This is a genomic window from Armatimonas rosea, from assembly GCF_014202505.1.
Lineage (GTDB): Bacteria > Armatimonadota > Armatimonadia > Armatimonadales > Armatimonadaceae > Armatimonas > Armatimonas rosea.
Genome location: NZ_JACHGW010000008.1, coordinates 85,322 through 107,148 on the forward strand (window position 1 = coordinate 85,322; position 21,827 = coordinate 107,148).

Below are 21,827 nucleotides of genomic sequence, written 5' to 3' on the forward strand. Positions count from 1 at the left end.
CGCCTAGAGACGGGTCTGAATGGCCCGCTCCAGCTCTTTGGTGTCGATCTGCCCGCTCCAGTGCTGTAGGATCTGGCCGTCTTTGACCAGCAGCACCGATGGCACGGACTTCACGCCCCACGCCTGCCAGATGGTCTCGCCGTTTAGCAGGATCGGGTAGGTGAACTTGACCCGCGACTTGGCAAGAAACGGGACCACTTTCTTGGCCCCTTCTTCGTCGAGCGAGACCCCCAGCACGGTCAGACCCCTGGCGCTGTACTTTTCATGGAGCTTCTGCAGCTCGGGCATGGCTTTGACGCACGGGACGCACCAGGTCGCCCAGAAGTCCACTAAAATCAGCTTGCCCTTCAGGGACTCCAGCGTGACGGTCTCGCCGCTGGGGGTTTTCAGGGCAAACGGCGGCGCGGGGCGTGGAACCGGCGCGGGGAGGTAGGCCTCGGGGTCTTTGAGGAAGCGCTCTACCTCGCCTTTGTTGCAGAAGTAGTAGGTCTTGCCCTTGTAGCTCGCCGCCCCTGCAGGCTTCTCTTCCTCGGACTCACCGCTCTGGGAGCAGATAAAGCAGAGGGCCTTGGCGGGAAGCTTGCCCGTCACCCGTTGCGCTCTCTCTTGAAACCATCTCATACAGCACCTCAAAAATTCCTTGCAAAAGCGATCCCAATGCGTCGATTAAACGCCGCTATCAGGCTGACACTCTCGCCGCGCTTGCCAAACCACGAGAGGGTCGTGTGGCCGTACTTGCCGTCGCACATCGGCAGGAGCACGAGGTTGTCCCGGAGCGCGACACTCGCCCCAAAGGGTATCAGCACCTCGCGGCCAAACTCGGAGTACGCCAGCCCGACATACGGCGCAAGTTTTCCCTCACTGCCTCCGAGCTGCTTCTGCGCCGAGACAAAGTAGCTCATCCCGCGCGGCGTCCCGATCCGGTCGCTGGAGAAGCCCGCCACAACTCCGGGACGGCTCTCGCTCTCCGGCTGGATAAAGTAGTTCCCCACCGGGTTGAGCTTCGCCTCGGGCGCACTGGCATTGAACTCCACCCCCAGCTGGAAGCGCGGCGAGATGCGCCCGGTCAGGGTCGTGCGCCAGCGGGGACGCTCCTGCACGGAGTCGACATAGCGCTGCGCGAACTGAAACTTTCCCTCGACACCACTCGCACGGAGCGGCGATCCCTCACCGGGTCAGCCCGTTCACGGCGGGAGTGTCGCGCGTAGCTTTTCCTTCACCGACTGGCCGCCTGCCTCCTGGGCCCACGCCGGAGCGATGCCGAGCGCGAGAACGCTCAGCAAGAGGCTAGTTGGTATCCGGTTCATATCGGTTATGGTACCCTGTGCGTCAAAGAAAAAGGGAAGGCTCACCATGACACCGTACAACCCGATTCGTCCTCATCTGACGGCCCTGCACGCTCTCGCCGTTCTGCGCTGGGATGCGGGCGAGCAAGCGATAGCACTCCGACTCTGGCAGCAGCTCTGCGCCGTGGTGGACTGGTTAGAATCGCTCAAGGATGATCGAAGGTATTGGTATGGACACGACTACGATACCAAGGTGTATCTGGAAGCGCTGACCATGCTAGGGCGGGAGCGTGAGGCGCGGGCCGCTGTTGCAGAGTACAACCCTAAGTTTCCCAGTCTTTTTGAGAGCTATACCCAGCACATTCAGGTCGCGCTACGCCGCCGTCACCACATACCTGGGCCCGATGCCATGCCTCGTCCACAACGCATGAGCGTCCCTGGGCGAGTGGAAAGTGCCCTCGGTGCGGCAGACTGGGACCGGGCTCTCGCGCTCCTGGCAGAGGTCTCGCCCCACGCTCTCTATGAGAAACATAGGGCAGCACTTCGTGCCAAGGTTGCGGCGGCGCTGTGGCAAGCGGAGCAGACAGAGCGAGCGGTCGGGCTTCTGGAGCAAGCCGAGGCCGAGGCGCAGACGATCCTGCCGAGCCAGCGCAATGAGACACTCCACTGTATCGCCGAGGGCTGGGCGGTCTTTGATCGTGAGCAGGCGCTACGGGTCTACCGCGAAGCTGTCGAAACCCTGCAAACCATCCCAGAGCGCTCTCGTGGAGGCTCCGTGGATCACTTGATTCTCTCCCTGGAAACAAGCGGCTTCTACGGCGAAACCCCCGAGCTTCTCGACGAAGTCCCCGACTGGAACGAGCGCCCCGCCGCGCACAAAGCGAGCCTGTACCATGGGATCAAGTGTGTCCAGCAAGGGCCCACCCCCGAGGCTTTAGAGGACCTCACCGATGCCCTACGCAGTGCCATTGTCGCTCTCCCGAGCGGCCCCTACGAGAAAACCGTTCAACAGTCCGTCCGGGCGCTACTCGGCGCGAGCTACCTGCCTTTTGATCTGGCGGACATGAAGCGGCTACGGGAGCACCAGTGGTCGGAGCCCTTCGTGGAGTACTTCTGCTATCTCTATGAAAGCGACCAGTTGCCTGTAGAGTTCCGCTCTCTCTTGCCCCTGAAGGATGCCGAACAAAGGGCTATCTGGCGGAGTATTCCCGAGACGAGTAAGAACCCCGAGCGAGTCGTGAAGTTTCTAAAGACGTTGCGGCCCTGTCTCGAACTTGCCTACACCCTAGCCCGCTTGGAGCGCTTCGAGGATGCACTGGCGACCGTGGAGCAAGTGATGCCAGAGGACTACTTACGGGAGCATACTCCCACTGCACGAAGTATCATTCGCATACAGGCATCGGTAGGAATTACTCTCTTATGATGAGTCCTCCATCAGAACTAGAGTTACACCTGGAAGCCCTGCACGCGCTTGCGGTCATGCGCTGGGATGCGGGAGAGCATGAGGCGGCTCGTCGCTTCTGGCGGCAAGGCTGTGCGATCTACGAGAGCCTGAGCTGGGATCAGCAGCTCTGGTCTTCGTTTCCCTATACCGAGGCTTTGGTGATGCTGGGGCGCGACACGGAGGCGGAGAGACTGGTGAGGGAGAGCCGCCACGAGCGCTGGGAGCGTGCAAAGCTACACCCCGCCTGGCGACGGCTCGGGCGGCCTTTCGAGGACCCGGAGCGGGTAGCGGGCGACAGCCAGCCCTTGGACTCTGTTGCTCTCCGGGCGCAGATCTTACGGGACGCTGAGCAAGGGCGCTGGGCGGCGGCGCTCCAAGGAATCACGGAGCTCTCCCCGCACTTGCTCTACAACCACCATCCAGCGGCGGTGCGTGCAAAGGTCGCGGTTTTGCTGTGGCAGGCCGGTGAGCGGGAGTGGGCACGCTCGCTTTTGGATCAGGCGGAGGACGAAACACGCGCGATCCCGCTGCACTACCGGAGCGATACCCTCGCCTGTGTCGCGGAGGGCTGGAGTGTGGTGGACCGGGCGCGGGCAAGCACGCTCTACACCGAGGCCACCGAGGCGCTTCTGGCGGTCCCCTTTGGCTACCGCTGGAAGCCGCTGGAGAAGCTCATCGGGTCGCTGACAAGCCAGGGCTTTTTTGCGGAGGCCACCACGCTTCTGGAGAGCACAGCGAGCTGGGAGCGGCAGAAAAACGGGCTGCGTGTCTTTCTCCGCGCGAGCCTGCGCCACGGGGCCGGTGTCCTCAGAGCCGGAGCCAACCCGCTTGCCCAGGAGCGTCTCTGGGAGACCGTCCGCCAAGCGGCCCCTCTGCTCAACGCGCCCAACGACATGGATACCTACGAAGACAAGGAGCTGATGCAACAAGCGCTGGAGCAGCTCGCGCGCACCCACACCCCGCTGAGCCCCTATGACTTTCTGCTCTTGAAAGATCTACGCTGGGGCGAGGCGCTCGCGGCATACTGTTGCCTCTCTTTTGAGCAAGGCAACCTACCTGATGAGCACCTGAAGCTCCTTTGCTACCTGCGTGGGGTGGCCTACGAGATCGCGTGGTATCTCTCCCTAAACTCCCCAAGCCCCGAAACGGCGGTGCGCTTCCTGAATCTCCTGCCTCCCACCGAGGCCGCTGCCTACGCCCTAGCCCGCTTGGGTTGCTTCGACGAAGCCCAGGGGATTGCCCGTCAGCTGTCAGACCAAGTACAGGGTGAGCAGGCACTGTCCGTGATTCAAAGACAAGCCGAAGCGGCGGCTACTCGATAACTTTCCGGGCCGCAGGACGGTATGATACTCTCACGGAGACGCTATGGCACGAGATGTTTATCATGATCCGATTCGTCATGCGCTAGAGGCGGATGGTTGGATAATTACGGATGATCCCCTGACGCTGCGTTTTGGTGAGCAGAATGTCTTTGTGGATTTAGGAGCAGAAGCGCCGCTGGGGGCAGAAAAAGGGGGGCGGAAGATTGCTGTTGAAGTCAAGAGCTTTCTGGGGAAATCTGCCATTACAGAGCTCGAGCGTGCGCTGGGGCAGTTTGCTTTCTATCGGTTTCTTCTGCGGCGGGATCACCCAAACAGACTGCTTTATCTGGGAGTCTCGGAGGATGTGTATGTAGCACTCTTCGACACTGCGGATGGGCGAGACTTAATGGCAGATGCTCAGGTACGTCTTGTGGTTGTCAACATTGTCAAGGAGGAGGTTGTCGAATGGATCGAGATCGCCTAGCACTATTTCGGAGGACGCTCCATCAGATTTTTGAGAAGTACAGCCAGTTCAAGCTGTCGTATGCGGATGTGGAGACCGAGCTCGTTCTCGATGATGAGCGAGGACACTATGAGCTCTGGCAGATTGGCTGGCAAGGGCCAAAGCGCATCCATGCCTGTATTTTGCATGTGGATATTAAAGACAGCAAGATCTGGGTGCAACACGATGGCATCCATGAAGGCATCACTGATGAGCTGCTAGAAGCTGGAATAGAGCCCCAAGAGATTGTCCTTGCCTTCCATTCTCCTGCTGCCCGAAAGTACCTCCCCTTTGCGGTTGCCTAGTCGATAACTTTCCGGGCTGCGAGGTCATACTTTTTGCCGCTGGCGACCGACTCGGGGCCGGGTTTGCCCGCGTCGTAGAAGTTCACACGGGTGCGGCCGGTGATCTCGGCGACCGAGCCTTGGACAATCAGCGCCGTGGCTTCGTCGATGCCAACTCCTAACAACTGCGGATAGGTCTTGATAAGGAGCTCCATGTCCTTGAAGCGGTTCCGCTGGGTGAAGTGCTGGTCGATTGCCATGCCGGGGAGAAAGCCCAGGCCGCGCTCGTAGCCGGGGGCGATAATCTCCTCGGGGCCGAGAGGATTGCCGCGGGCCATGTACTCGCCCTGGATGGAAGCGCCTGCGCTGCTGCCTCCGATCACGCCGCCGCGCTTGAGGACCTCGTGCATGAGTTTTTCCGCCTTGGTGCCCTCGTAGGCATCGACAAAGCGCCACTGTCGCCCACCGCCAAACCAGACTCCCGTGGCGCGCTTGAGCAGGGCTAGTGCCTCGGGGCTATCGACGGTCTCGGGGGTGCGCCCGCGGAGCTCGACCACCTCCTTGGCTCCCGCGCGGCGTAGCGCCTCGGCCATGCCGTCTTTGGGTGGGAGCGGGTCGGGCATGGAGATGGGAATCACCGCGATCACGGCTTTCTCCGGCCCACCGGCGAGCTCCACAAAGCGCTGCGTCAGCCCCTGCGGCATCCCGCCCCCACCGATAATCACCAGGGTCCCCGACGGCACCTTCGGCGTGGCGAGTGTCTTGGGAGGGAAGACGGGCTCGGTGCGCTGGCGGCTCCAGCGGCGCAGAGCGGTGAGGTCGGCGAGGCGCTTGCGACCCGCGAGGGTGACCCGCTCCTCGGGGCTGAACTTGGTCGCAACGAGGCGAATCGTCACGGGCACGGCCCCGAGAAGCTGTATCTCCCGCCCGACAACCGCCAGCGCCGCGCCCTCGGGGAGCTCGTAGCGAATCGCAGCATTGGCATCGGGGAGGAGCCCCTCGCGGAGTGCCACTTGCGTAAACGCCGTGTTCCCTCCGAGAGTGGCACCACGGGCCAGCGCGGCCTTCAGGGCATCGAGGATTTTCCCCTTGGGGGGCTCCTTCAGCTCCCACCAGACCCCCGTGGCCTCGGCGAGCTCGCGAAGGTCAGGGAGCTTGTCTTTCACCGCGACAAACTTGCCCTCCAGCGGCTTGGCGAGGCGCGTGAAGGTCAGAAATGCCTCCGGGGCGGCGGGGCCGGGGCCAGAGAGGATTAGTGCGCCAGGGATACCATCGGCGAAGCTTGGGATCATGGTTGTTTTCCTGCGTTCGAGAAGCTGGGATAGCGGTCGAAGTCGTCGTTGCCGGCAGCGCGTGGGTCGCCGGTTTTTTGGAGGGTCTCGTCGAGCTGGGCACGGAGCCGGGCGAGGGTTGCGGCGTGCTTTGGACTTGCCGCGAGGTTGGTGAGCTGGTGCGGGTCGGCCTTGAGGTCGTAGAGCTCGTCGGCGGGGCGCTTGCCCGTTGCCCAGGCGGCAAAGCGCGGGTCGGTGCTCTCCACCACGGCCTGCTTGCTGGGCGAGCCCTTGAGAGAGCCCGCTTGGTCGATATCGGAGTAGAGCGGCGGCTCACCGGCGGGCCAGCGCTCAGGGGCGAGGTTGCGGATGTAGAGAAAGTCTTGGGTGCGGACAGCGCGTGCGGGATAGCCCAGGTTCCCGGTGCGCGCCTTCACAAAGTGCCGCTCCCGGCCAAAATACACCGCGTCGCGCTTCTGCTTCTTCCCCGCTGTGAGTAGCGGCAGGAGGCTCTGGCCGGTGATGGAATCGGGAACCTTGATACCGGCGGCCTCTAGGAATGTCGGGGCGAGGTCGGTGTGGCTGACGAGCTCGAGGCGCTTTTGACCGGGCTTGATGCGCCCCGGCCAGCGGAGGGCGAGCGGCATACGGGTGCCCGCATCGTAGAGGTTGGTCTTGCCATGGGGAAAGGGGAAGCCGTTGTCGCTGGTGACCACGACAAGCGTGTTTTGTGCCCGCCCCGTGCGCTCCAGGGTCGCCAAGAGCCGGCCCAGCTCACTGTCAAAGTCCTCGATCTCGCTGTAGTAGTCCAGCATATCCGAGCGCACCTCGGGGGTATCGGGTAGATAGGGAGGAACGACAACGCTCTCTAGTTTCTTGCCGCGCTTGCGCCCAATTCCCGCTTCATAGGTGCGGTGCGGGTTGAAGCTGCCAAACCAGAAGCAAAACGGGGCACTGTCGGGGACGGTCTTAAGAAACGCATCGAAGCTGGCGAACTGCGGCCCGGCAGGGTTGTTCTTACGTCCGTGCTTGGTAAAGTCCCCCGGTCCCCAGCCCTTACCGGTGTGCCCGACCGTATAGCCTGCCTCGCCCAGCAAGTCTGTGTAGACCGGCGCGGTGTTGGGCCAGAACGACCAGAGATTGGCGCCCTCGCCAAGCCGCCAGATATGCTGCCCCGTGAGAATCCCCCCGCGCGAGGGCGTGCACGACGGCGACGCGCAGAACGCATGGGTAAAGAGCGCCCCCTCCTTTGCCACTCTGTCGAAGTTTGGGGTCTGGGCCACGGGGTCCCCATAGGCACCAAAGTGGCTCCACGACGCATCATCGGCGATGACAAATAAAATGCTGGGCCGCGCTTCCATGGCTCATTATGCCACAGAGTCGTGCGAGTGTACGGAACCACGAAGGAAGCCCGGACAACGTAGAGACCCGGACAACGAGTGTCCGGGCTTAAGAGGGCGACGCTCGCCTTCGCGAGCAGGAGATTCTGTTGGCTGCGAAGGCAGCCGTCGCCCTCTCAAGCCGAGACCCTTGTGGTTACGGCTGGTTACGGTAACTCGTCCCTTCGGTTAGAGTCTGCGGGCGTAGTGGACCTGGCGCGCCACTTCCTCGAAGCCGAGACTGGGATACAAGTGCTGCCCGATGGGGTTCTGCTCCAGGGTCTCGATCTTGGCGACCTCCATGCCACGCTCCCGAAAGAACTCCAGCGCCCGCTCCAGCAGTGCCCGACCGATTCCCTGACCTTGGCACGCGGGATCGACCGCAAGATTCGGAATCCACCCGATCCCGCTGGCGGGCTGGAGTCGGGTCGTGACATAGCCGATGGGCCGGTCGCTCGTATCCACCGCCACGAAGACACCGTCGGGCTGAAGCTCACAGTCCAGCGCAATCGCCGCGAGCTTGCGCGCCTCCCACCCCGACGGCCCAAACGCCCCGAGGCGCTCCTCCATGTTACGGTCGATCGAGACCGGCCCAAAGGTCAGCGCCGTGATCTCCTGCAAGCGCGGCAGATCGTCGGGGCGGAAGACGCGCAGAGCGGGAGTCATCCGTGTGCTCGCATCAGCCGCAGTGTCACTTGCTCCGAGCTCCCATCGGCAGTAGGGGAGAAGCGTGCGGTGATGTCCCAGGGCTCTGCGAGGTGGCTGATGCGAATCATCCCCAAGAGCTCGACCCCCCGCAGGTCACGGGAGACATCTGCCAGGTACTTCAGGCGCTCGAGAAGCGAGGGGAGTAAGTGCCCTGGTACCTGAAAGGCAGGCTCACCCTCAAGAGCGACGGTCAGCGGCAGCGCATCGGCAGGGAGGATCATCCGTACCTGCTCTCCCTCGGCTTTGAGTGTCACCTCGGGCACCTTGGCCGCGATAACGGTTCGCAAGATCGTGTTTACCAGCCGCGCCGTGGGGCTCCCATCGTCTGAGGCCTCCGCAAGACGCCGTTTGGGTTCAGCATAGCCTTGTCGGTAGAAGGCAAACCAGGCGCGGCTCTGGGTGCGAAGGACAAGAAAGAGAAGGGCAAGGACGCCCAGCAAGATGGCACCAAGAAGAAGATAGATTCCCGTCATTTTAAACCTCCTCGGGGTAAGCTCAAAAGCCCGTAGAGACATCGTCGATCATGGCCTCAGTTTACCAGAGGAGCGGGCCCTTTTCCGGGTCGGGATTTTCCGGCGTAGTACTTGCCACATGAAAGAGACCATGATCGGCGCGTGGGTGGGAACTAACCTCCTCAACCTTAGCTGGCTACCCAACCCGCAGTACCTCTCCGATGCCACCTTGACCGTGGCGCGAGTCGCGGGAGGGAACTTCTTTGAGGTGGCCTACACCTGGAGCCACGAGGAAATCCCCCACAGTGGCCGGATGCTCATCAGCGTGAATCCGGGCAATAGCAAGGCCCAGGTGGCCTGGTGCGACTCCTGGCACCAGAGTGTGGGGCTAATGCTCTGCGACGGCACCGTGGACGACACGGAGACGCTCACGGTCTTGGGGACCTACGGAGCGCCCCCCGGCCCGGACTGGGGCTGGCGCATCACGCTCGGCCAGCCCACCGACGAGACCCTGGAGCTGGTGATGGTCAATATCCCCCCCGGCGGCCCCGACGATCTGGCGGTGCGGGCGACATTTACCCGGGCTATGTCAGCTTAGCGCGAAGCTTGGCGCTGAAGAAGTCTACCAGCAAGACGGTCGCGACAATCCCGATGACGATCATCCCGATCTCGGGCCAGTTGCCGCCCAAGCGCTGGATCTGGAGGAGGGTACCGATTCCCCCGGCGCCCACCAGGCCCAGCACCGATGCGGAGCGGACATTGAGGTCGAAGCGGTAGAGCGCAAACGAGAGGAAGTCCGGGAGAACCTCGGGGATGATGCCGTTGCGAAAGACCTCCAGCGGCGAGGCTCCCGTGGCGGCGAGGGCCTCCAGAGCGCCCTTGTCCACGGTCTCGATACGCTCTGCGTAGAGCTTGCCCACCATCCCAATCGAGTGAATGGCGATCGCCAGCACGCCCGCAAACGGCCCCGGCCCCACGGACTTGATAAAGGCGATCGCCAGCAGGATCTCCGGGAAGGTGCGGATCGCGTTGAGGAGCAGCTTGCCCACAAACGGGAGCGCCGCCAGCCGCGCGAGGTTGCGGGCCGCCAGCACGCCAAACGGAAGCGCCAGCACCGCCGCGATGGCCGTGCCTAACGCCGCGATCTGGATGCTCTCCCGCAGGCCCGTGAGCACATCGGGGAGGTAGCTTAGCTTGGGAGTCAGGAGCATCTGGCGCAGGATCTCGCCGGACTCCTTGGTGTTGGGTGGTGTCGAGTTCCGAATCCCTCCCAGGGACCAGGCCACCAGCGCCACCACTGCCAATGTGTAGACAATGCGCCAGGCTCTCATACTTCCCCCCTAACCCCCGTGCAACGGGGGGACAAATTTGAACCGGATTCCGCTTTTTTCCCCCGCCGGGCGGGGGTTAGGGGGTAGGCTCTCATACCAGCCTCCCGCGGAGCCAGGTGGAGAAGGAGTCGATCAGGAAGACAACCCCAAAGGTAATCAAGATCACCAGCCCGACCCGTGTGTACTGGAGCAGAGAGAGCGACGACTGCAAGACCATGCCGATCCCGCCCGCGCCTACCACGCCCAGCACCGACGCGGCACGGACATTGATCTCAAACGAGTAGAGCGTGTAGGCCAGGTAGTCCGGCCCCACCTGCGGGAAGACCGCGCAAAACGCCTGCTGGAACCGTGTGCCGCCTGCCGCTGCGATCGCCTCCATCGGGCCGGGGTCGATGGTCTCGACGCTATCGCAGAGGAGCTTTCCCACCACCCCGAAGCTAAAGACCAGGAGCGCCAGAAAGCCCGCCATTGGGCCGATCCCAAACGAGGCCGCCAGCAAGGTCGCCAGCACGAGGTCCGGGACAGAGCGCACGAGGTTGAGCACGGCCCGACCTGCGGTGTAGAGTGCCTTCCCTGCAAGGGTCCGTGAGGCGATCAGGGGAAGAGGGAGGGCCAGGAGCGCTCCAAACAGGCTCGCCGCCAGCGCGATACGCAGGGTCTCGATCAGCCGCTTGGTGATCTCCGGGAGCATCTCGGTAGGCCAGGGCTTGCCCTCGCTAGGGAAGAGCTTGCGGAAGAACTCCCCGATAGCGGGCAGGTTCTTGCTTAGCTCCGAGCCGCTAAAGCCCGTCCCCAGGGCGCTCCAGTAGAGCACCCCAGCGACAATAGCCGCCGCCAGCCAGCCCTTCCAAGCTCCCCCACTCTTGGGGGCCGGGGGGGCACTCATTCGCCCGCGCCTCGGAGGTCGTCGGGGCGGATCTTGCGGTTGTAGATACGCTCGAAGTCCGCCTCTTGCATGCCACGGGCAGGGCCATCGTAGACCAGCTCTCCGGCGCGCAGGCCGATCACGCGGTCCGCGTACTCCTGCGCCATGTCGATAAAGTGCAGGTTGACCAGAGTAAGCAGGTTCTCCTCGCGTGCCAGATCGCGCAGGTCCCGCATGACTTGGTGGGCCGTGGGCGGGTCGAGCGAGGCGACCGGCTCATCGGCCAGGAGGATGGTCGGCTGCTGGGAGAGCGCACGGGCGATCGCCACCCGTTGCTGCTGGCCGCCCGAGAGCTGGTCGGCGCGAACCCCCTCTTTCTCGGAGATTCCCACACGGGCTAGCGACGCCTTCGCCAGCGCGATATCTTCCTTGGGATAGAGCCCCAGCAGGGTCTTCCAGGTCGGCAGGTGCGCCAGGCGGCCGTCCAGAACATTCTTCAAGACCGACTTGCGGCGCACCAAATTGTAGTTCTGGAAGATCATCCCCACCCGCGAGCGCACCCGCCGCAGCCCGGCATCGTCGAGCCCCACCAGCTCCACGCCATTGACCATCAGGCTCCCCGATGTTGGGGTGACCAGGCGGTTGATGCAGCGGATCAGGGTGGACTTGCCCGCCCCCGAGAGCCCGACCACGGCGATAAACTCACCGGGGACAAACGAGAGCGAGACACTCTTGAGCGCTTGGTGACCGTTGGGGTAGGTCACGCTCACATCGCGGAAGGCAACGATCGGTTCGGGCATGGCCTACTTTTTCGGTGCTCCCGCGGGAGCGGCAGGGGCGGCAGCGGGGGCTTTGGGCTTGGGCATGTAGTTGTCGAGCGGGACATTGAGCGCCTTGGCCACATCCCGCACCACGTCGTAGTCGCCGTCTTTCGCCTCCGCAAAGCCCTCGACCTCGTAGATCGCCTTAAGGGTCTTCTTGCCCTCTTCGGACTCGGCGTACTTGAGGAAGGCGGCCTTGATCTTCTGGACCAGCTCGGGATCGAGCCCGGCGCGCACGGAGATCGTGTCGTTGGGGATCTCGTCGGTCTCGCCGATCTTGATCACTTTTGTCTTGACATCGGGGAGGGTCTTCTCCACTTTGTTGCGCGCATCGTCGTAGACCGCCGCCACATCAACCTGGCCGTTGTAGACCGCACGCACCGCGCTATCGTGGCCGCCGGCAAACGTGGTCTGGGCAAAGAAGCTGTCGGCGTCGATATTTTTCTTCTTCAAGTAGTAGCGCGGAAAGAGGTTCCCCGAGGCGGACTGGGGATCGACAAAGGCCATGCGCTTGCCCTTGGCCTCCTCGATACTCTTGATCCCCGAGTCGGCGCGGGTGATGAACATCGAGTGGTAGGTTGTCTTGACCTCTTTGGTCGCCGGAATCTCGCGGGCGGTCTTGAGGATAACATCGGCGGCGCTCTTGTCTTTGGCCAGGACATAGCCCAGAGTCGGGAGGGAGCCGATATCGACCTTCTTGCTCGCCATCGCCTCGATCAGCCCGACATAGTCCGTGGAGACAAACGACTCGACGGGAATCCCGAGCTCTTTTGTGAGATAATCGGCCAGAGGCTTGGCATTGGCGACCGCTTTATCGGCCTCCACCGAGGGAACGAAGCCTAAAATCAGCTTGGTGGGCTTGTCGGTGGGAGCGGAAGCGGTGCCCGAGGGGCCGCTTTTTCCCGCGTCCGACGACGGGTTGCAACCTGCAAGCGCGATGCTGGTCAGAGTAAGTGCTGCGGCGAAGATAAGTGAGCGACGGCGGATTGGGTTCACGGGAACTCTCCTCAAAACGGATTGGTATAATGCCGTTAAATTTCGCTTGTCAGTATACCCGACAGAATCAAGGAGACAGCGGTGGACGTACTGGAGAAACTCAATCGGCGCTTTACGGATGCCTACGAAAAGCTTTTCAAGGGCCAGGGGGACGACGAGCTACGGCCACGCGATATCTTGCGTCGGGCGGTGCTGGCGATGGAGGATGCCCGCCGTGAGGGGCTCGATGGTCAGAGCTATGTCCCCAATGTCTATGCCCTGACGATCGCGGTCGAGGACGACGAGGAGCGGCAGCTGGTCCGGGCCTTCCTCGATGCCGATGAGCTGGCTCAGGCGCTCGCCGAGAAGATCGGGCAGCACGGCTACAAGACACGCGGTCCCCTACAAGTGATCCTGGACGAGGTCGAGGCGGGCGAGGGAGTCGAGCGCGTGAAGATCGCCACCCGCTGGGAGGCGGGGCCGCTGGCCGCGACACCGGCCGCTCCCGGGGAGGAGCCGCTCGTGGCCGCCCCCGAGCCCACCCCCAAGGAGCTGGGCGAGCTGGGCACGGTCCCCGCGCCGCGCCCGCACAGCCCCGGCGAGACCCTGGCGATCCTGACGGTCCAGGGCAGCGATGGCCGCACCGAGGAGCTCCCGCTCACCGCGAGTGGGCTCCAGATCGGGCGGGGCAAGCAGGCGGGCAACGACCTGGTGCTCGCCAGCGATGGCATGGTCTCCAAGAAGCACGCACGACTTGCCTGGGAGGGCGGGCGCTTTGTCCTCTACGACGAAGGCAGCACCAATGGAACCTACGTGGGGGGCGAGCGTCTTACCCCGGGAAAAGGCATGCCCCTCGCCGATAGCGATGAGCTGCTCGTGGGGCAGACCCGCCTGCGCCTGCACGTCCCTCAGGACTCGCTGACGGTGCCCTCGCCCTTTGCCAAGCCCACTGCTCCGCCGCCGCTTCCGGGTGCCGGGGGAGCCGGGCCGACCTACCGCCTGGTCTCCGACACCGGGGAGGTATTTCCGCTGGCATCCCGAATGTTACTGGGGCGCGCCCTCACCGATGATATTGTCTTGGTGGGCGAGGGAGTCTCCCCACAGCACGCACGGGTGACCCTGCGCGAGGGGATGGTCCGTATCGAGGACCTGGACTCCAAGGCGGGGACCGTGGTCAATGGGGAGCGTATCCCGGCCAACTTCCCGGTGGCGCTCTACCCCGGCGACACGATCCAGCTCGGGGGGCTCCAGCTACGGCTCCAGCAAGGGACGGGCGGATGAGCCCCGTTCTGCTGAGCCTCTTGCGCGTCGTCTTTGCCCTCTCCTTGCTGGGGTTTATTCTTGCACTACTGTTCTCCCTGCGACGGGAGCTGAAATAACGCTATGTCTACGCTTTCGATCCAACTGGCCGCCGATACCCACAAGGGAATGCGCCGCTCTGGCAATGAGGACACGTTTGGGGTGTTCGCGATCCCCGGCTACGAGGCCGCTTTTGTGGTCTGTGATGGGATGGGGGGGCTCCAGGCAGGCGATATCGCGGCCAACGAGGCGGTCCGGGTGATCGAGGCCACGCTCAAGGCACGCCTCCTGCCCGACTCCGACCCCGCCCAAGTGCTCCTCGCGGCCCTGCGCGGTGCCAACGATGCGGTCAACTCGCTGGCGCGCCCGCGGTCCGACGACGACGAGCCGACACAGGGCAACGAGCCCGCGCCCAGCAACGCTCTGATGGGGACGACGGTCGTGGCGGGTGTGGTGCGGGCGGGGACACTCTGGGTGGCGCACGCGGGCGACTCGCGGGCCTACCGCTTCCGCAGCGGGCGGCTGGAGCGCCTCACCAACGACCATAGCTTTGTCGATGAGCAGGTGCGCGCCGGCAACATGACCGAGTCCGAGGCGCGGGTCTCGCGGTTTCGCAACATGATCACCCGGGCCATTGGGATCGATGCGGTCCTAGAGCCCGAGGTGCGCCAGGAGACCCTCCTGCCCGGCGACACGATCCTGGTCTGTAGCGACGGCCTCACGACGATGCTCCTCGACGACGAGATCGCGCCCTTGCTGGCCGAGCCACGCGGGAGCCTGGAGCGCCAGGTGCAGGTCCTGATCGACGCGGCCAACCGCAAGGGCGGCCACGACAATATCACCGTGCTCCTGGTGGGCGCGGGGGGCAAGGGCGCAAGCGAGGGCGACACTGCGCCTCTGGAGAAGCGCGGCGGCGGAACCCGCGCCCCGGAAGGAAGCCGCGAGAGCCGTCGGCGACGCAAGCCCGCTGGCCCCTCGACGGTCGTGCTCATGCTGGCGATGCTCGGTGGGCTGGCATTTCTCACCCTGCTCCTGCTGGCGCTCTCCCCGATCCTGCGCAGCCAGCTCGCGGCCAACCTCAGCGGGAAGCCCACCACGCTCTCCGCCCCGGTCCTGCCCGACTACCGTCGTCTGACCTACAGCGACACCCCCCTGCGCATTGTCGATAGCCCGCTTGCCAGCCGGAGCCAGCTCGCGCTCCTCCCCGAGGGAAAAGTGGTCTTTGTCCGCAACTCCGGCGAGCAGGTGATCCTGGCGCACCCCAGCGGCCCCGAAAAGGTGCTCGTCAGTGACCTAAAGGTGCCCGATAAAGTCCAGGCAGACATGAGCTCGCCCGATAACGAGGTCTATGTCGCCACCGACCCCCAGGGAAATATCTACATCTCCTACGCCGGGCGTGGGGTGATCAAGAAGCTCAGCCCCGAGGGAGCCGAGCTGACCCGCATCTCCAAGCTGGACCGCCCCGGCGCACTCACGATCGAGCCCAAGAGCGGGGACATCTACTTTATCGATGCCACCAACCATGTCCAGGTGCTACGGGCCAAGCTTGTCGCCTCGGCAAAGCCCTCCCCCAAGTAAAAAACAATGCCCATTGGCCAGATTGGAAAGTACGAGCGGCTAGAGATCCTAGGGCACGGTGCCTCGGGGATTGTCTACCTTGCCTGGGACACGCTGCTACGGCGCAATGTCGCGCTGAAGGAGATCCGCGCCGCCGGCCCCGAGCAGGAAAAAGTCCTCTCAGAGGCACGTGTGCTGGACCGCCTGCGCCACCCGCATATTATCGAGGTGCACTCGGTGGACCTGCAAGAGGGCGTGATCCTGCTGGACATGGAGCTGGTGCGCGGCAAGAACCTCGCGGAGGTGCTCCGGGACCGGATGGGAAGCCCGCTGGAGCCCGCCGCCGCGGTGAAGATTGTCCTCGCGGTGCTCGATGCGCTGGCCTTTGCCCACGAGCGGCGGATTCTGCACAAAGACATCAAGCCCGCCAATATCCTGATCGGCGACGATAACACGACCATTAAGCTCACGGACTTTGGGCTCGCCGAGGCACTGGGGACCGCCTCGGTGGCCGGGGGCGGGGGAACCTATCCCTACATGGCCCCCGAGGACTTCGCCGAGCAGGCCGACTCAGACTGGCGCTCCGACCTCTGGGCCGTGGGAGTTGTGCTCTACGAGCTGGTCACGGGCAAGCGCCCCTTCGCCGCCGCCGATACCCGCAACCCGTTTTCCTGGAAGGCGGCGATCGAGACCGAGGCGCCTCCGCCCACCGGGGTGAGCGAGGCACTCGATGCGGTCGTGGTCAAGGCGCTCGCCAAGGACAAGGCCGGCCGCTACCAGACCGCCCGTGCCTTCGCCGAGGCGCTCCAGGCCGCCGCCACGGGGCTCCCGGCTCCCGCGCCTGCGCCCGCTCCGGGGCCCCCCCCTGCCCCCGTGGCCGCCCCCGACCGCCTGGTCTTCTCCGATGGCACGGTGGTCCAGACACTCGATGAGCTCCTCACCGGGGCGGCACGCAACTGGGACGAGTCCCGGCGGGCGCTGATCGAGGGGCGCTTTGAGACCTTCTTGCGGGCGATTGGCGAGCCCTTTATCGCCGACCTGGCGCGAGAGCTCGCGGGCCGCGCCGACCGCGGCCCCGACCGAAAGCTCCGAGAGTTCTTGGAGCGCGCTCGCCCCGAGGACCCGGTGGAGCAGCCCGACGATGCCGAGCATACGATTCCCTTCTCCGCGCTGAAGGAGCGCCTCGCCCGCTTCGATCTGGCGGGAGAGCTCCACGCCGGGGGAGGACAGGCGCAGCTCACCCCGCTCGTCACGACACCGGCCCCGGCCCAAAAAGTCCAGATCGAGGCGGTGGTGGGCGAGAAGGCGCTCCCTAAAGAGGGCATGCGCTGGTGGTTTATTCCGCTACTCTTGCTCACGCTGGCACCAGCCGCCGCAGGGTTTGGCTCGGCTGGGGGGGCGAGGCTCAATAGTGGCCTCGCCCTGACCGGGCTCGTGAGCGCGATGCTCCTGCTGGTCTCGATTGGCACGCGCCAGCCGCTCTGGACACGGGTCTTGGCGCTCTTCCCCGTGGCGATTGGGGTGATGGCGGGCGGTGTCCTGGCGGCAAGGGCGATCCAAGGCAGTCCGACTCCCGGTGCGCTCCTGACGGTCTCGGTGATGGCGCTCCTACCACTGGGCATCCTCCTGATCCAAGCCGCCACCGCCCGCCGGCTCTGGCGTCTCTGGCTGGCCCTAACCCTGCTCCTGGCACTGGGGGCCGCGTTTTTCCTGCGTTCTTAGCCACCCAAGACACAAGCAGGTACAATCCGGGCCATGAATGGAATTTCTGTGGCAGAGTATGCAGCACGGCGTGAGCGGGTGCTGGAGGGCCTGGGAGGCGCGGCCGGGGTGGTCTTCGCGGGGGAGGGCGGCCCGCCGCTCCTGGGGCGCTGGACCGCAAACAAGCACTTTATCTACCTGACGGGCATCACCAACGAGCCGGGAGCCGCCGTGCTCTTCGACCCGACCTCGCCCGACCCGAGCAAGCGTATCACGCTGCTCTTAAGATCCCGAGACCCCGAGCGGGAGCACTGGGACGGCTACCGCGATCCGCTCAACCATGCCCTGAAAGAGAAGACGGGCTTTACGAGCATTGCGCGCAGCGGCGGGATCGCCGGGGCACTCACCAGCGCGGCCCGGCGCGGTCGGCGTTTTGCCTGCCTGCATCCCTACTCGGTCTATCCCGGCGCGGTCTCGCCCGACCTGGCGGCGTTTCGCCAAGTGACGGAGCGCGTTCCGGGTGTCGCCATTGAAGATAAAACGCAGCTGCTAATAGAAATGCGCTCGATTAAGTCCGAGGCGGAGCTGGCGCTGATGCAGAAAGCCGTGGACGCGACAGTCGATGGCTACAAGGCTGCACTGGCCGCGATCCAGCCGGGCGTGAGCGAGCGCGTGGTGGCCGAGGCGCTGGAGAGTGCGTTTCGCAAGCACGGCGGGGAGCATGCCTACAACCCGATTGTCGGTGGTGGGATGAATGCGACTGTCCTGCACTACATGGACAACGACCAGGTTCTCAAGGAGGGCGAGCTGGTGCTCATCGACGCTGGGGCGAGCTTTGCGGGCTATGCCGCCGATGTGACACGTACCTACCCCGTCTCGGGGCGCTTCACCGACGAGCAACAGTATCTCTACAACCTGGTGTTGGAGTCCGAGCTGGCGGGGATTGCGGCCTCGCGCGCCGGGGCCGCGATGTGGGAGGTGGACCGCGCCGCCCGCGCCGTGTTCGAGAAAGCGGGGATGCCGGACTGTTACACCTACGGGGTCGGGCATGGCCTCGGTCTCGATGTCCACGACGCCCTCCCCGATGGTGTTTTGAAGCCTGGCATGGTCATCACGATCGAGCCGGGCCTCTACCTGGCCGACAAGGCGCTGGGAATCCGCATCGAGGACGATATCCTCATCACCGACGGCGACCCGATCAACCTCACCGCTGCGATCCCGAAGTAACTTGCCCCCCTAACCCCCGTGCAACGGGGGGACAAATCGGAATCCGATTCCTTGTATTCCCCCCGCCGGGCGGGGGTTAGGGGGCGGGGAGGCTAGAAATTCGGCTTGGGAACCGCGACTCCGAAGCCCCAGCCGTGGACGGCGTTGGTGATCTTGACCAGAATCCGGTTGACCCCCTCCTCCAGGCGGATCGAGGCCTGATCCTCTTTTTCCGTGTAGCCACGGAGGGCATCGTTGTCGTGGACGACGACCCCGTTGATCCAGATCTTAATGCCATCGTCGGAGCCGCACTTGAGGATGGTCTCCCGGGCATGGACCGACTCCAGCTCGGTGTAGGCGTAGGCCACGGCGTTGTCGTGGTTGCCGATGGCGCGGCCCAGGTTCACGTAGCCCTTTTTATTGGCGATGGTCTCGCGCCAGCCGGTCTTGTGCTCCCCGCTGGCAAAGATGTCTTCGTCCACATCGGGCGCGACCCAGCCGGTGCTGACACCGCTCTCGCCGAACGGTCGAACAAACGGCCCTAAGACGCGCCAGCTCAGGAGATCGTCCTCGTGCCCCTCTTTCTGGGCGGCGTCCCAGCTCGCCCGGAGCTCTTGGGGTGTCGGGGGATTGAAGGTCTTGCCGCTCGTGGGAACCAGGGTCTTCTTCGTATCAATAGGCGGCAGTAAGTCTCCGTGGGCGACAATCAGCTCATCGCACATCTCCACAATCTGGTCTGTGGAGAGGGTGGCACCGGTGAGCGGGTCGAACATCGCGGCCTGGTAGATATGGTCGCGGCGGCCCTCTTGCGCGGCGCGGATAAAGAGCTCGTGCTGGGTGACATGCGGCATCATGTAGCCAATGAGCTGCGGCGGCAGCGCCCCGACCGTCGTGAACTGCAGGCCGGCCCGGTCCACCAGGGTCGGCACCTCGGCGATGGCATCGTTGGGCAGGTTGGAGATCGCGCCGTTGTTGGGCATGTTCCCGTAGACCACCGACGGCGTCCCCGTGACGATCGAGTGAATAATAGTGGAGCCGTACTCATGGGACTTGTGCACCGTGATCGGATCGTCGGAGCGGGCAAAGACCTTCATGCGCTCGAACTCATCGACAATCCCATCGCAGCGCCGCAGGTACTCGTCCATGGGCACCGAGAACTCCGCGATCTTATCCTTGCCGCGCGGGATAAACCACGGGTTGTACTCCGCGTTGTGCTCGCTAGACTCGGTGATGAAGTAGCCCAGGCGCTTCATGAGCTCAAAGCGCACCTTGTTCTTGGCAAAGATCGCCGGATCGCCCATCGCCTCAAAGAGCCGCGGATACAAGTCCTGGCCCTCGCGCTCCAGCTTGGTGTAGAAGGCCATGTGGTTGATCCCGGCACACGTGAAGCCCACCTCACTTGGGTTCACGCCGATATAGCCCATGATCTGGTTCAGCGTGCCTTGGACGCTATGACACAGCCCGACCGCCTGGATATTGGAGCTGCGGGTGATGGTCTGCATGTTCATGCTCATGGGGTTGGAGTAGTTGAGCAAGACCGCCTTCGGGCAGATCGCCATCATGTCCTCGACCAAGCCCTTGAGCATGGGGTAGGTGCGGAGGGCGCGGAAAAATCCCCCCGGCCCGGTCGTGTCGGCGATCGTGAAGCCGAGGCCGTACTTGCGGGGAATCTCAAAGTCCACCAGGGTCGAGTCGAAGCCGCCGATCTGGACCATGTTGATCACAAAGTCCGCGCCCTCCAGCGCCTTCTTGCGGTCCAGGGTCGCCTCGATGGTCGGGCTGGCTCCGAGCGCCGCACCCACCTTGCGGCACAGCGCGGCCCCGACTTCTAGGCGGTCCGCGTCGATATCCATGTAGGAGAAAGTCGCGTCCTTGAACTCAGGAAACGAGAGAATATCACCGGTGAGGTTTTTTGAAAAGACGACGCTGCCTGCGCCAATCATGGCTACTTTTATCATGGGCGTAGTGTACCCAATCCCGCCAAGCGCACGCTGGAAAAACCGAAAAAGAAAACACTTGTTTTCTTTTTCAGGGCGTGCTACACTGGCCGCATGACAGTTCAGCAACACCTTGTGCAGGTCACCAAAGAGTCTGCCGCAGAGTTCTTTCGCTACGCCGCCACCGTCCCCGAAGAGAAGCTCGACTGGGCTCCCCTGGAGCTCGGGCAGTCGGTTCTCTCGATGTGCCGTGAGATCGCCGCGACACCGGGCTGGGGGCTGGATGTGATGCTGGCGACACAACGAACCGACGAAGAGCGGCAAGCGGCGTTTGCCCAGATGCAGTCGTGGACCACGATAACGCAGTGCCAGGAGGAGTTCGAGAAGCGCTTTGCCCTCTGGGCACCGTATGTCGAAGCGCTACCTGACACCCAGCTCACCGAGACACGCTGGCTTCCCTTCAACGGCGGCCGCGACCACACCTACCTGGAGATGCTGGAGTACCCCCGCTGGAACTGCACCTACCACCTCGGGCAGGTTGCCTATATCCAGACCCTCTACGGCGACAAAGAGCTACACTAGCCGCCTAAGGAATTAGAGCGCCCCAAGCTCCCACAAGCGCGCCACCAAGACCTCGGCTTGCGCCGCAGTCAGGGGGCGTAGGGGCGGGCGCGGCGCTCCCACGGGAACTCCCACTCCCTCCATGATTGCCTTGCCGCTGGGAAGCCCCGGATTCTGGAGCAGGGCGCGGACGGCATCCATCACGACATCGGAGAGGCGTCGTGCCTCGGCCTGGTCGCCCGCCGCAAACGCTGCGCGGAGCTTGTGGTAGAGCGGCGCGGAGTAGTTGTAGGTGCTGCCCACGAAGCCAACCGCCCCGACACTCAGCGCCGGGAGCATGCACTCATCGGAGCCCCAGAAGATATCGTAGCGCCCGTTCTCAAAACGCAGGCAGGCAGCGAACTCTAGGAGATCATTGTGGGTGAACTTGAGGCCCGCAAAGCTGGGGATGCGGTCGGTGGCCTGCTCCAGCAGTGGGATCATGGGTAGCGCCGCGCCGGTCAGTGCGGGAATGTGGTAGTAGAAAAACGGCAGCTCGGGCGCGGCGGCGGCGACCGGCGCCATAAAATCCAAGAGCTGCCCTACCCCGGCGGGCTTAAAATAATACGGAGCCAGCGCCGAGATACCGTCTGCGCCCGCCGCTTGTGCATCGGCTGCCAGCTCGGCTGCATCAGGAATGCTCGTGTGCCCCACATGGACAATCACCTTCAGCCGCCCCGCCGCGAGCTCTACCCAGCGCCGCGCCACCGCCTTGCGCTCCGCCCCGCTCAGCGAGACCCCCTCGCCCGTCGAGCCACAGACAAACGCGCCGATCACGCCATCGGTAATTAACTTCTCGCACTGTTTCTCAATAACGCCAAGATTGAGGGAGCCATCGGCGGCGAACGGCGTGTGGGGAGCCGCAATGAGCCCCGTCCAGTTGGTCTTCATGAGGGGATTCTACCAAA

23 protein-coding genes are annotated in these 21,827 nt (G+C 63.9%); 10 read left to right on the forward strand and 13 right to left on the reverse strand.

The window, feature by feature from the left end:
• Positions 1–3: 3 nt before the first annotated feature.
• From HNQ39_RS27545 to HNQ39_RS30420, 3 genes are all read right to left on the reverse strand, one after another.
• On the reverse strand, positions 4–621 hold the full coding sequence (locus tag HNQ39_RS27545) for a redoxin domain-containing protein (RefSeq protein ID WP_184203819.1): 618 nt from the start codon (positions 619–621) through the stop codon (positions 4–6).
• An 8-nt stretch (positions 622–629) separates the two neighbouring features.
• On the reverse strand, positions 630–1,100 hold the full coding sequence (locus HNQ39_RS27550) for a hypothetical protein (RefSeq protein WP_184203820.1): 471 nt from the start codon (positions 1,098–1,100) through the stop codon (positions 630–632).
• An 84-nt stretch (positions 1,101–1,184) separates the two neighbouring features.
• Positions 1,185–1,307, reverse strand: a complete 123-nt coding sequence (locus HNQ39_RS30420; protein WP_281380369.1) for a hypothetical protein — start codon at positions 1,305–1,307, stop codon at positions 1,185–1,187.
• A 46-nt stretch (positions 1,308–1,353) separates the two neighbouring features.
• On the opposite strand from HNQ39_RS30420, the gene HNQ39_RS27555 reads away from it, so the two are divergent.
• The 4 genes from HNQ39_RS27555 to HNQ39_RS27570 are packed head-to-tail and all read left to right on the forward strand — an operon-like array spanning position 1,354 to position 4,838.
• On the forward strand, positions 1,354–2,709 hold the full coding sequence (locus tag HNQ39_RS27555) for a hypothetical protein (protein WP_184203821.1): 1,356 nt from the start codon (positions 1,354–1,356) through the stop codon (positions 2,707–2,709).
• Positions 2,706–4,052: a hypothetical protein gene (locus tag HNQ39_RS27560; protein ID WP_184203822.1), complete on the forward strand. Its 1,347-nt coding sequence runs from the start codon at positions 2,706–2,708 to the stop codon at positions 4,050–4,052. The genes HNQ39_RS27555 and HNQ39_RS27560 overlap by 4 nt, the downstream gene beginning before the upstream one ends.
• Positions 4,053–4,095: 43 nt before the next feature.
• Positions 4,096–4,515 carry a XisH family protein gene (locus HNQ39_RS27565; protein WP_184203823.1) on the forward strand — a complete coding sequence of 140 codons (420 nt, stop codon included), beginning with the start codon at positions 4,096–4,098 and terminating at the stop codon, positions 4,513–4,515.
• On the forward strand, positions 4,497–4,838 hold the full coding sequence (locus tag HNQ39_RS27570) for a XisI protein (RefSeq protein ID WP_184203824.1): 342 nt from the start codon (positions 4,497–4,499) through the stop codon (positions 4,836–4,838). Before HNQ39_RS27565 ends, HNQ39_RS27570 begins: the two co-directional genes overlap by 19 nt.
• Here the strand turns inward: HNQ39_RS27570 and HNQ39_RS27575 are convergent.
• The 4 genes from HNQ39_RS27575 to HNQ39_RS27590 form a co-directional block, all read right to left on the reverse strand.
• Positions 4,835–6,109: a cyanophycinase gene (locus tag HNQ39_RS27575; RefSeq protein WP_184203825.1), complete on the reverse strand. Its 1,275-nt coding sequence runs from the start codon at positions 6,107–6,109 to the stop codon at positions 4,835–4,837. The genes HNQ39_RS27570 and HNQ39_RS27575 overlap by 4 nt on opposite strands.
• Positions 6,106–7,449: a sulfatase family protein gene (locus HNQ39_RS27580; RefSeq protein ID WP_184203826.1), complete on the reverse strand. Its 1,344-nt coding sequence runs from the start codon at positions 7,447–7,449 to the stop codon at positions 6,106–6,108. The genes HNQ39_RS27575 and HNQ39_RS27580 overlap by 4 nt, the downstream gene beginning before the upstream one ends.
• A 207-nt stretch (positions 7,450–7,656) precedes the next feature.
• Positions 7,657–8,133, reverse strand: coding sequence for a GNAT family N-acetyltransferase (locus HNQ39_RS27585; protein WP_184203827.1), 477 nt, complete (start codon positions 8,131–8,133; stop codon positions 7,657–7,659).
• Positions 8,130–8,648 carry a hypothetical protein gene (locus HNQ39_RS27590; protein ID WP_184203828.1) on the reverse strand — a complete coding sequence of 173 codons (519 nt, stop codon included), beginning with the start codon at positions 8,646–8,648 and terminating at the stop codon, positions 8,130–8,132. Before HNQ39_RS27590 ends, HNQ39_RS27585 begins: the two co-directional genes overlap by 4 nt.
• A gap of 118 nt (positions 8,649–8,766) precedes the next feature.
• Here HNQ39_RS27590 and HNQ39_RS27595 point away from each other — a divergent pair, with 118 nt between their 5' ends.
• Entirely contained in the window at positions 8,767–9,225 is a 459-nt protein-coding gene (locus HNQ39_RS27595; RefSeq protein WP_184203829.1) for a DUF1579 family protein, read from the forward strand.
• Here HNQ39_RS27595 and phnE (HNQ39_RS27600) read toward each other — a convergent pair.
• From phnE (HNQ39_RS27600) to HNQ39_RS27615, 4 genes are all read right to left on the reverse strand, one after another.
• On the reverse strand, positions 9,212–9,958 hold the full coding sequence (gene phnE, locus HNQ39_RS27600) for a phosphonate ABC transporter, permease protein PhnE (protein WP_184203830.1): 747 nt from the start codon (positions 9,956–9,958) through the stop codon (positions 9,212–9,214). The two genes, HNQ39_RS27595 and phnE (HNQ39_RS27600), sit on opposite strands and share 14 nt — an antisense overlap.
• Positions 9,959–10,049: 91 nt before the next feature.
• A complete protein-coding gene (gene phnE / locus HNQ39_RS27605; protein WP_184203831.1) occupies positions 10,050–10,844 on the reverse strand; it encodes a phosphonate ABC transporter, permease protein PhnE in 795 nt (264 codons plus the stop codon).
• Entirely contained in the window at positions 10,841–11,611 is a 771-nt protein-coding gene (gene phnC / locus HNQ39_RS27610) for a phosphonate ABC transporter ATP-binding protein (protein WP_184203901.1), read from the reverse strand. Before phnC ends, phnE (HNQ39_RS27605) begins: the two co-directional genes overlap by 4 nt.
• Positions 11,612–11,626: 15 nt before the next feature.
• Positions 11,627–12,640 carry a phosphate/phosphite/phosphonate ABC transporter substrate-binding protein gene (locus HNQ39_RS27615; RefSeq protein ID WP_184203832.1) on the reverse strand — a complete coding sequence of 338 codons (1,014 nt, stop codon included), beginning with the start codon at positions 12,638–12,640 and terminating at the stop codon, positions 11,627–11,629.
• 81 nt (positions 12,641–12,721) lie between these two features.
• Between HNQ39_RS27615 and HNQ39_RS27620 the strand changes: the two genes are divergently transcribed.
• The 4 genes from HNQ39_RS27620 to HNQ39_RS27635 all read left to right on the forward strand — a co-directional run bounded on the left by HNQ39_RS27620 (position 12,722) and on the right by HNQ39_RS27635 (position 18,403).
• On the forward strand, positions 12,722–13,900 hold the full coding sequence (locus HNQ39_RS27620) for an FhaA domain-containing protein (RefSeq protein WP_184203833.1): 1,179 nt from the start codon (positions 12,722–12,724) through the stop codon (positions 13,898–13,900).
• A 102-nt stretch (positions 13,901–14,002) separates the two neighbouring features.
• Positions 14,003–15,496, forward strand: coding sequence for a protein phosphatase 2C domain-containing protein (locus HNQ39_RS27625; protein WP_184203834.1), 1,494 nt, complete (start codon positions 14,003–14,005; stop codon positions 15,494–15,496).
• A gap of 6 nt (positions 15,497–15,502) precedes the next feature.
• Positions 15,503–17,197 carry a serine/threonine-protein kinase gene (locus HNQ39_RS27630; protein ID WP_184203835.1) on the forward strand — a complete coding sequence of 565 codons (1,695 nt, stop codon included), beginning with the start codon at positions 15,503–15,505 and terminating at the stop codon, positions 17,195–17,197.
• 33 nt (positions 17,198–17,230) lie between these two features.
• Entirely contained in the window at positions 17,231–18,403 is a 1,173-nt protein-coding gene (locus HNQ39_RS27635) for a M24 family metallopeptidase (protein WP_184203836.1), read from the forward strand.
• A gap of 92 nt (positions 18,404–18,495) precedes the next feature.
• Here the strand turns inward: HNQ39_RS27635 and melA are convergent, their stop codons facing one another.
• Complete coding sequence (gene melA, locus HNQ39_RS27640) at positions 18,496–20,340, reverse strand: alpha-glucosidase/alpha-galactosidase (protein ID WP_184203837.1); 1,845 nt, start codon at positions 20,338–20,340, stop codon at positions 18,496–18,498.
• Positions 20,341–20,433: 93 nt separating this feature from the next.
• Here melA and HNQ39_RS27645 point away from each other — a divergent pair, with 93 nt between their 5' ends.
• On the forward strand, positions 20,434–20,901 hold the full coding sequence (locus HNQ39_RS27645; protein ID WP_184203838.1) for a DinB family protein: 468 nt from the start codon (positions 20,434–20,436) through the stop codon (positions 20,899–20,901).
• 12 nt (positions 20,902–20,913) lie between these two features.
• Here the strand turns inward: HNQ39_RS27645 and HNQ39_RS27650 are convergent, their stop codons facing one another.
• Positions 20,914–21,810 carry a dihydrodipicolinate synthase family protein gene (locus tag HNQ39_RS27650; protein WP_184203839.1) on the reverse strand — a complete coding sequence of 299 codons (897 nt, stop codon included), beginning with the start codon at positions 21,808–21,810 and terminating at the stop codon, positions 20,914–20,916.
• Positions 21,811–21,827 lie beyond the last annotated feature (17 nt).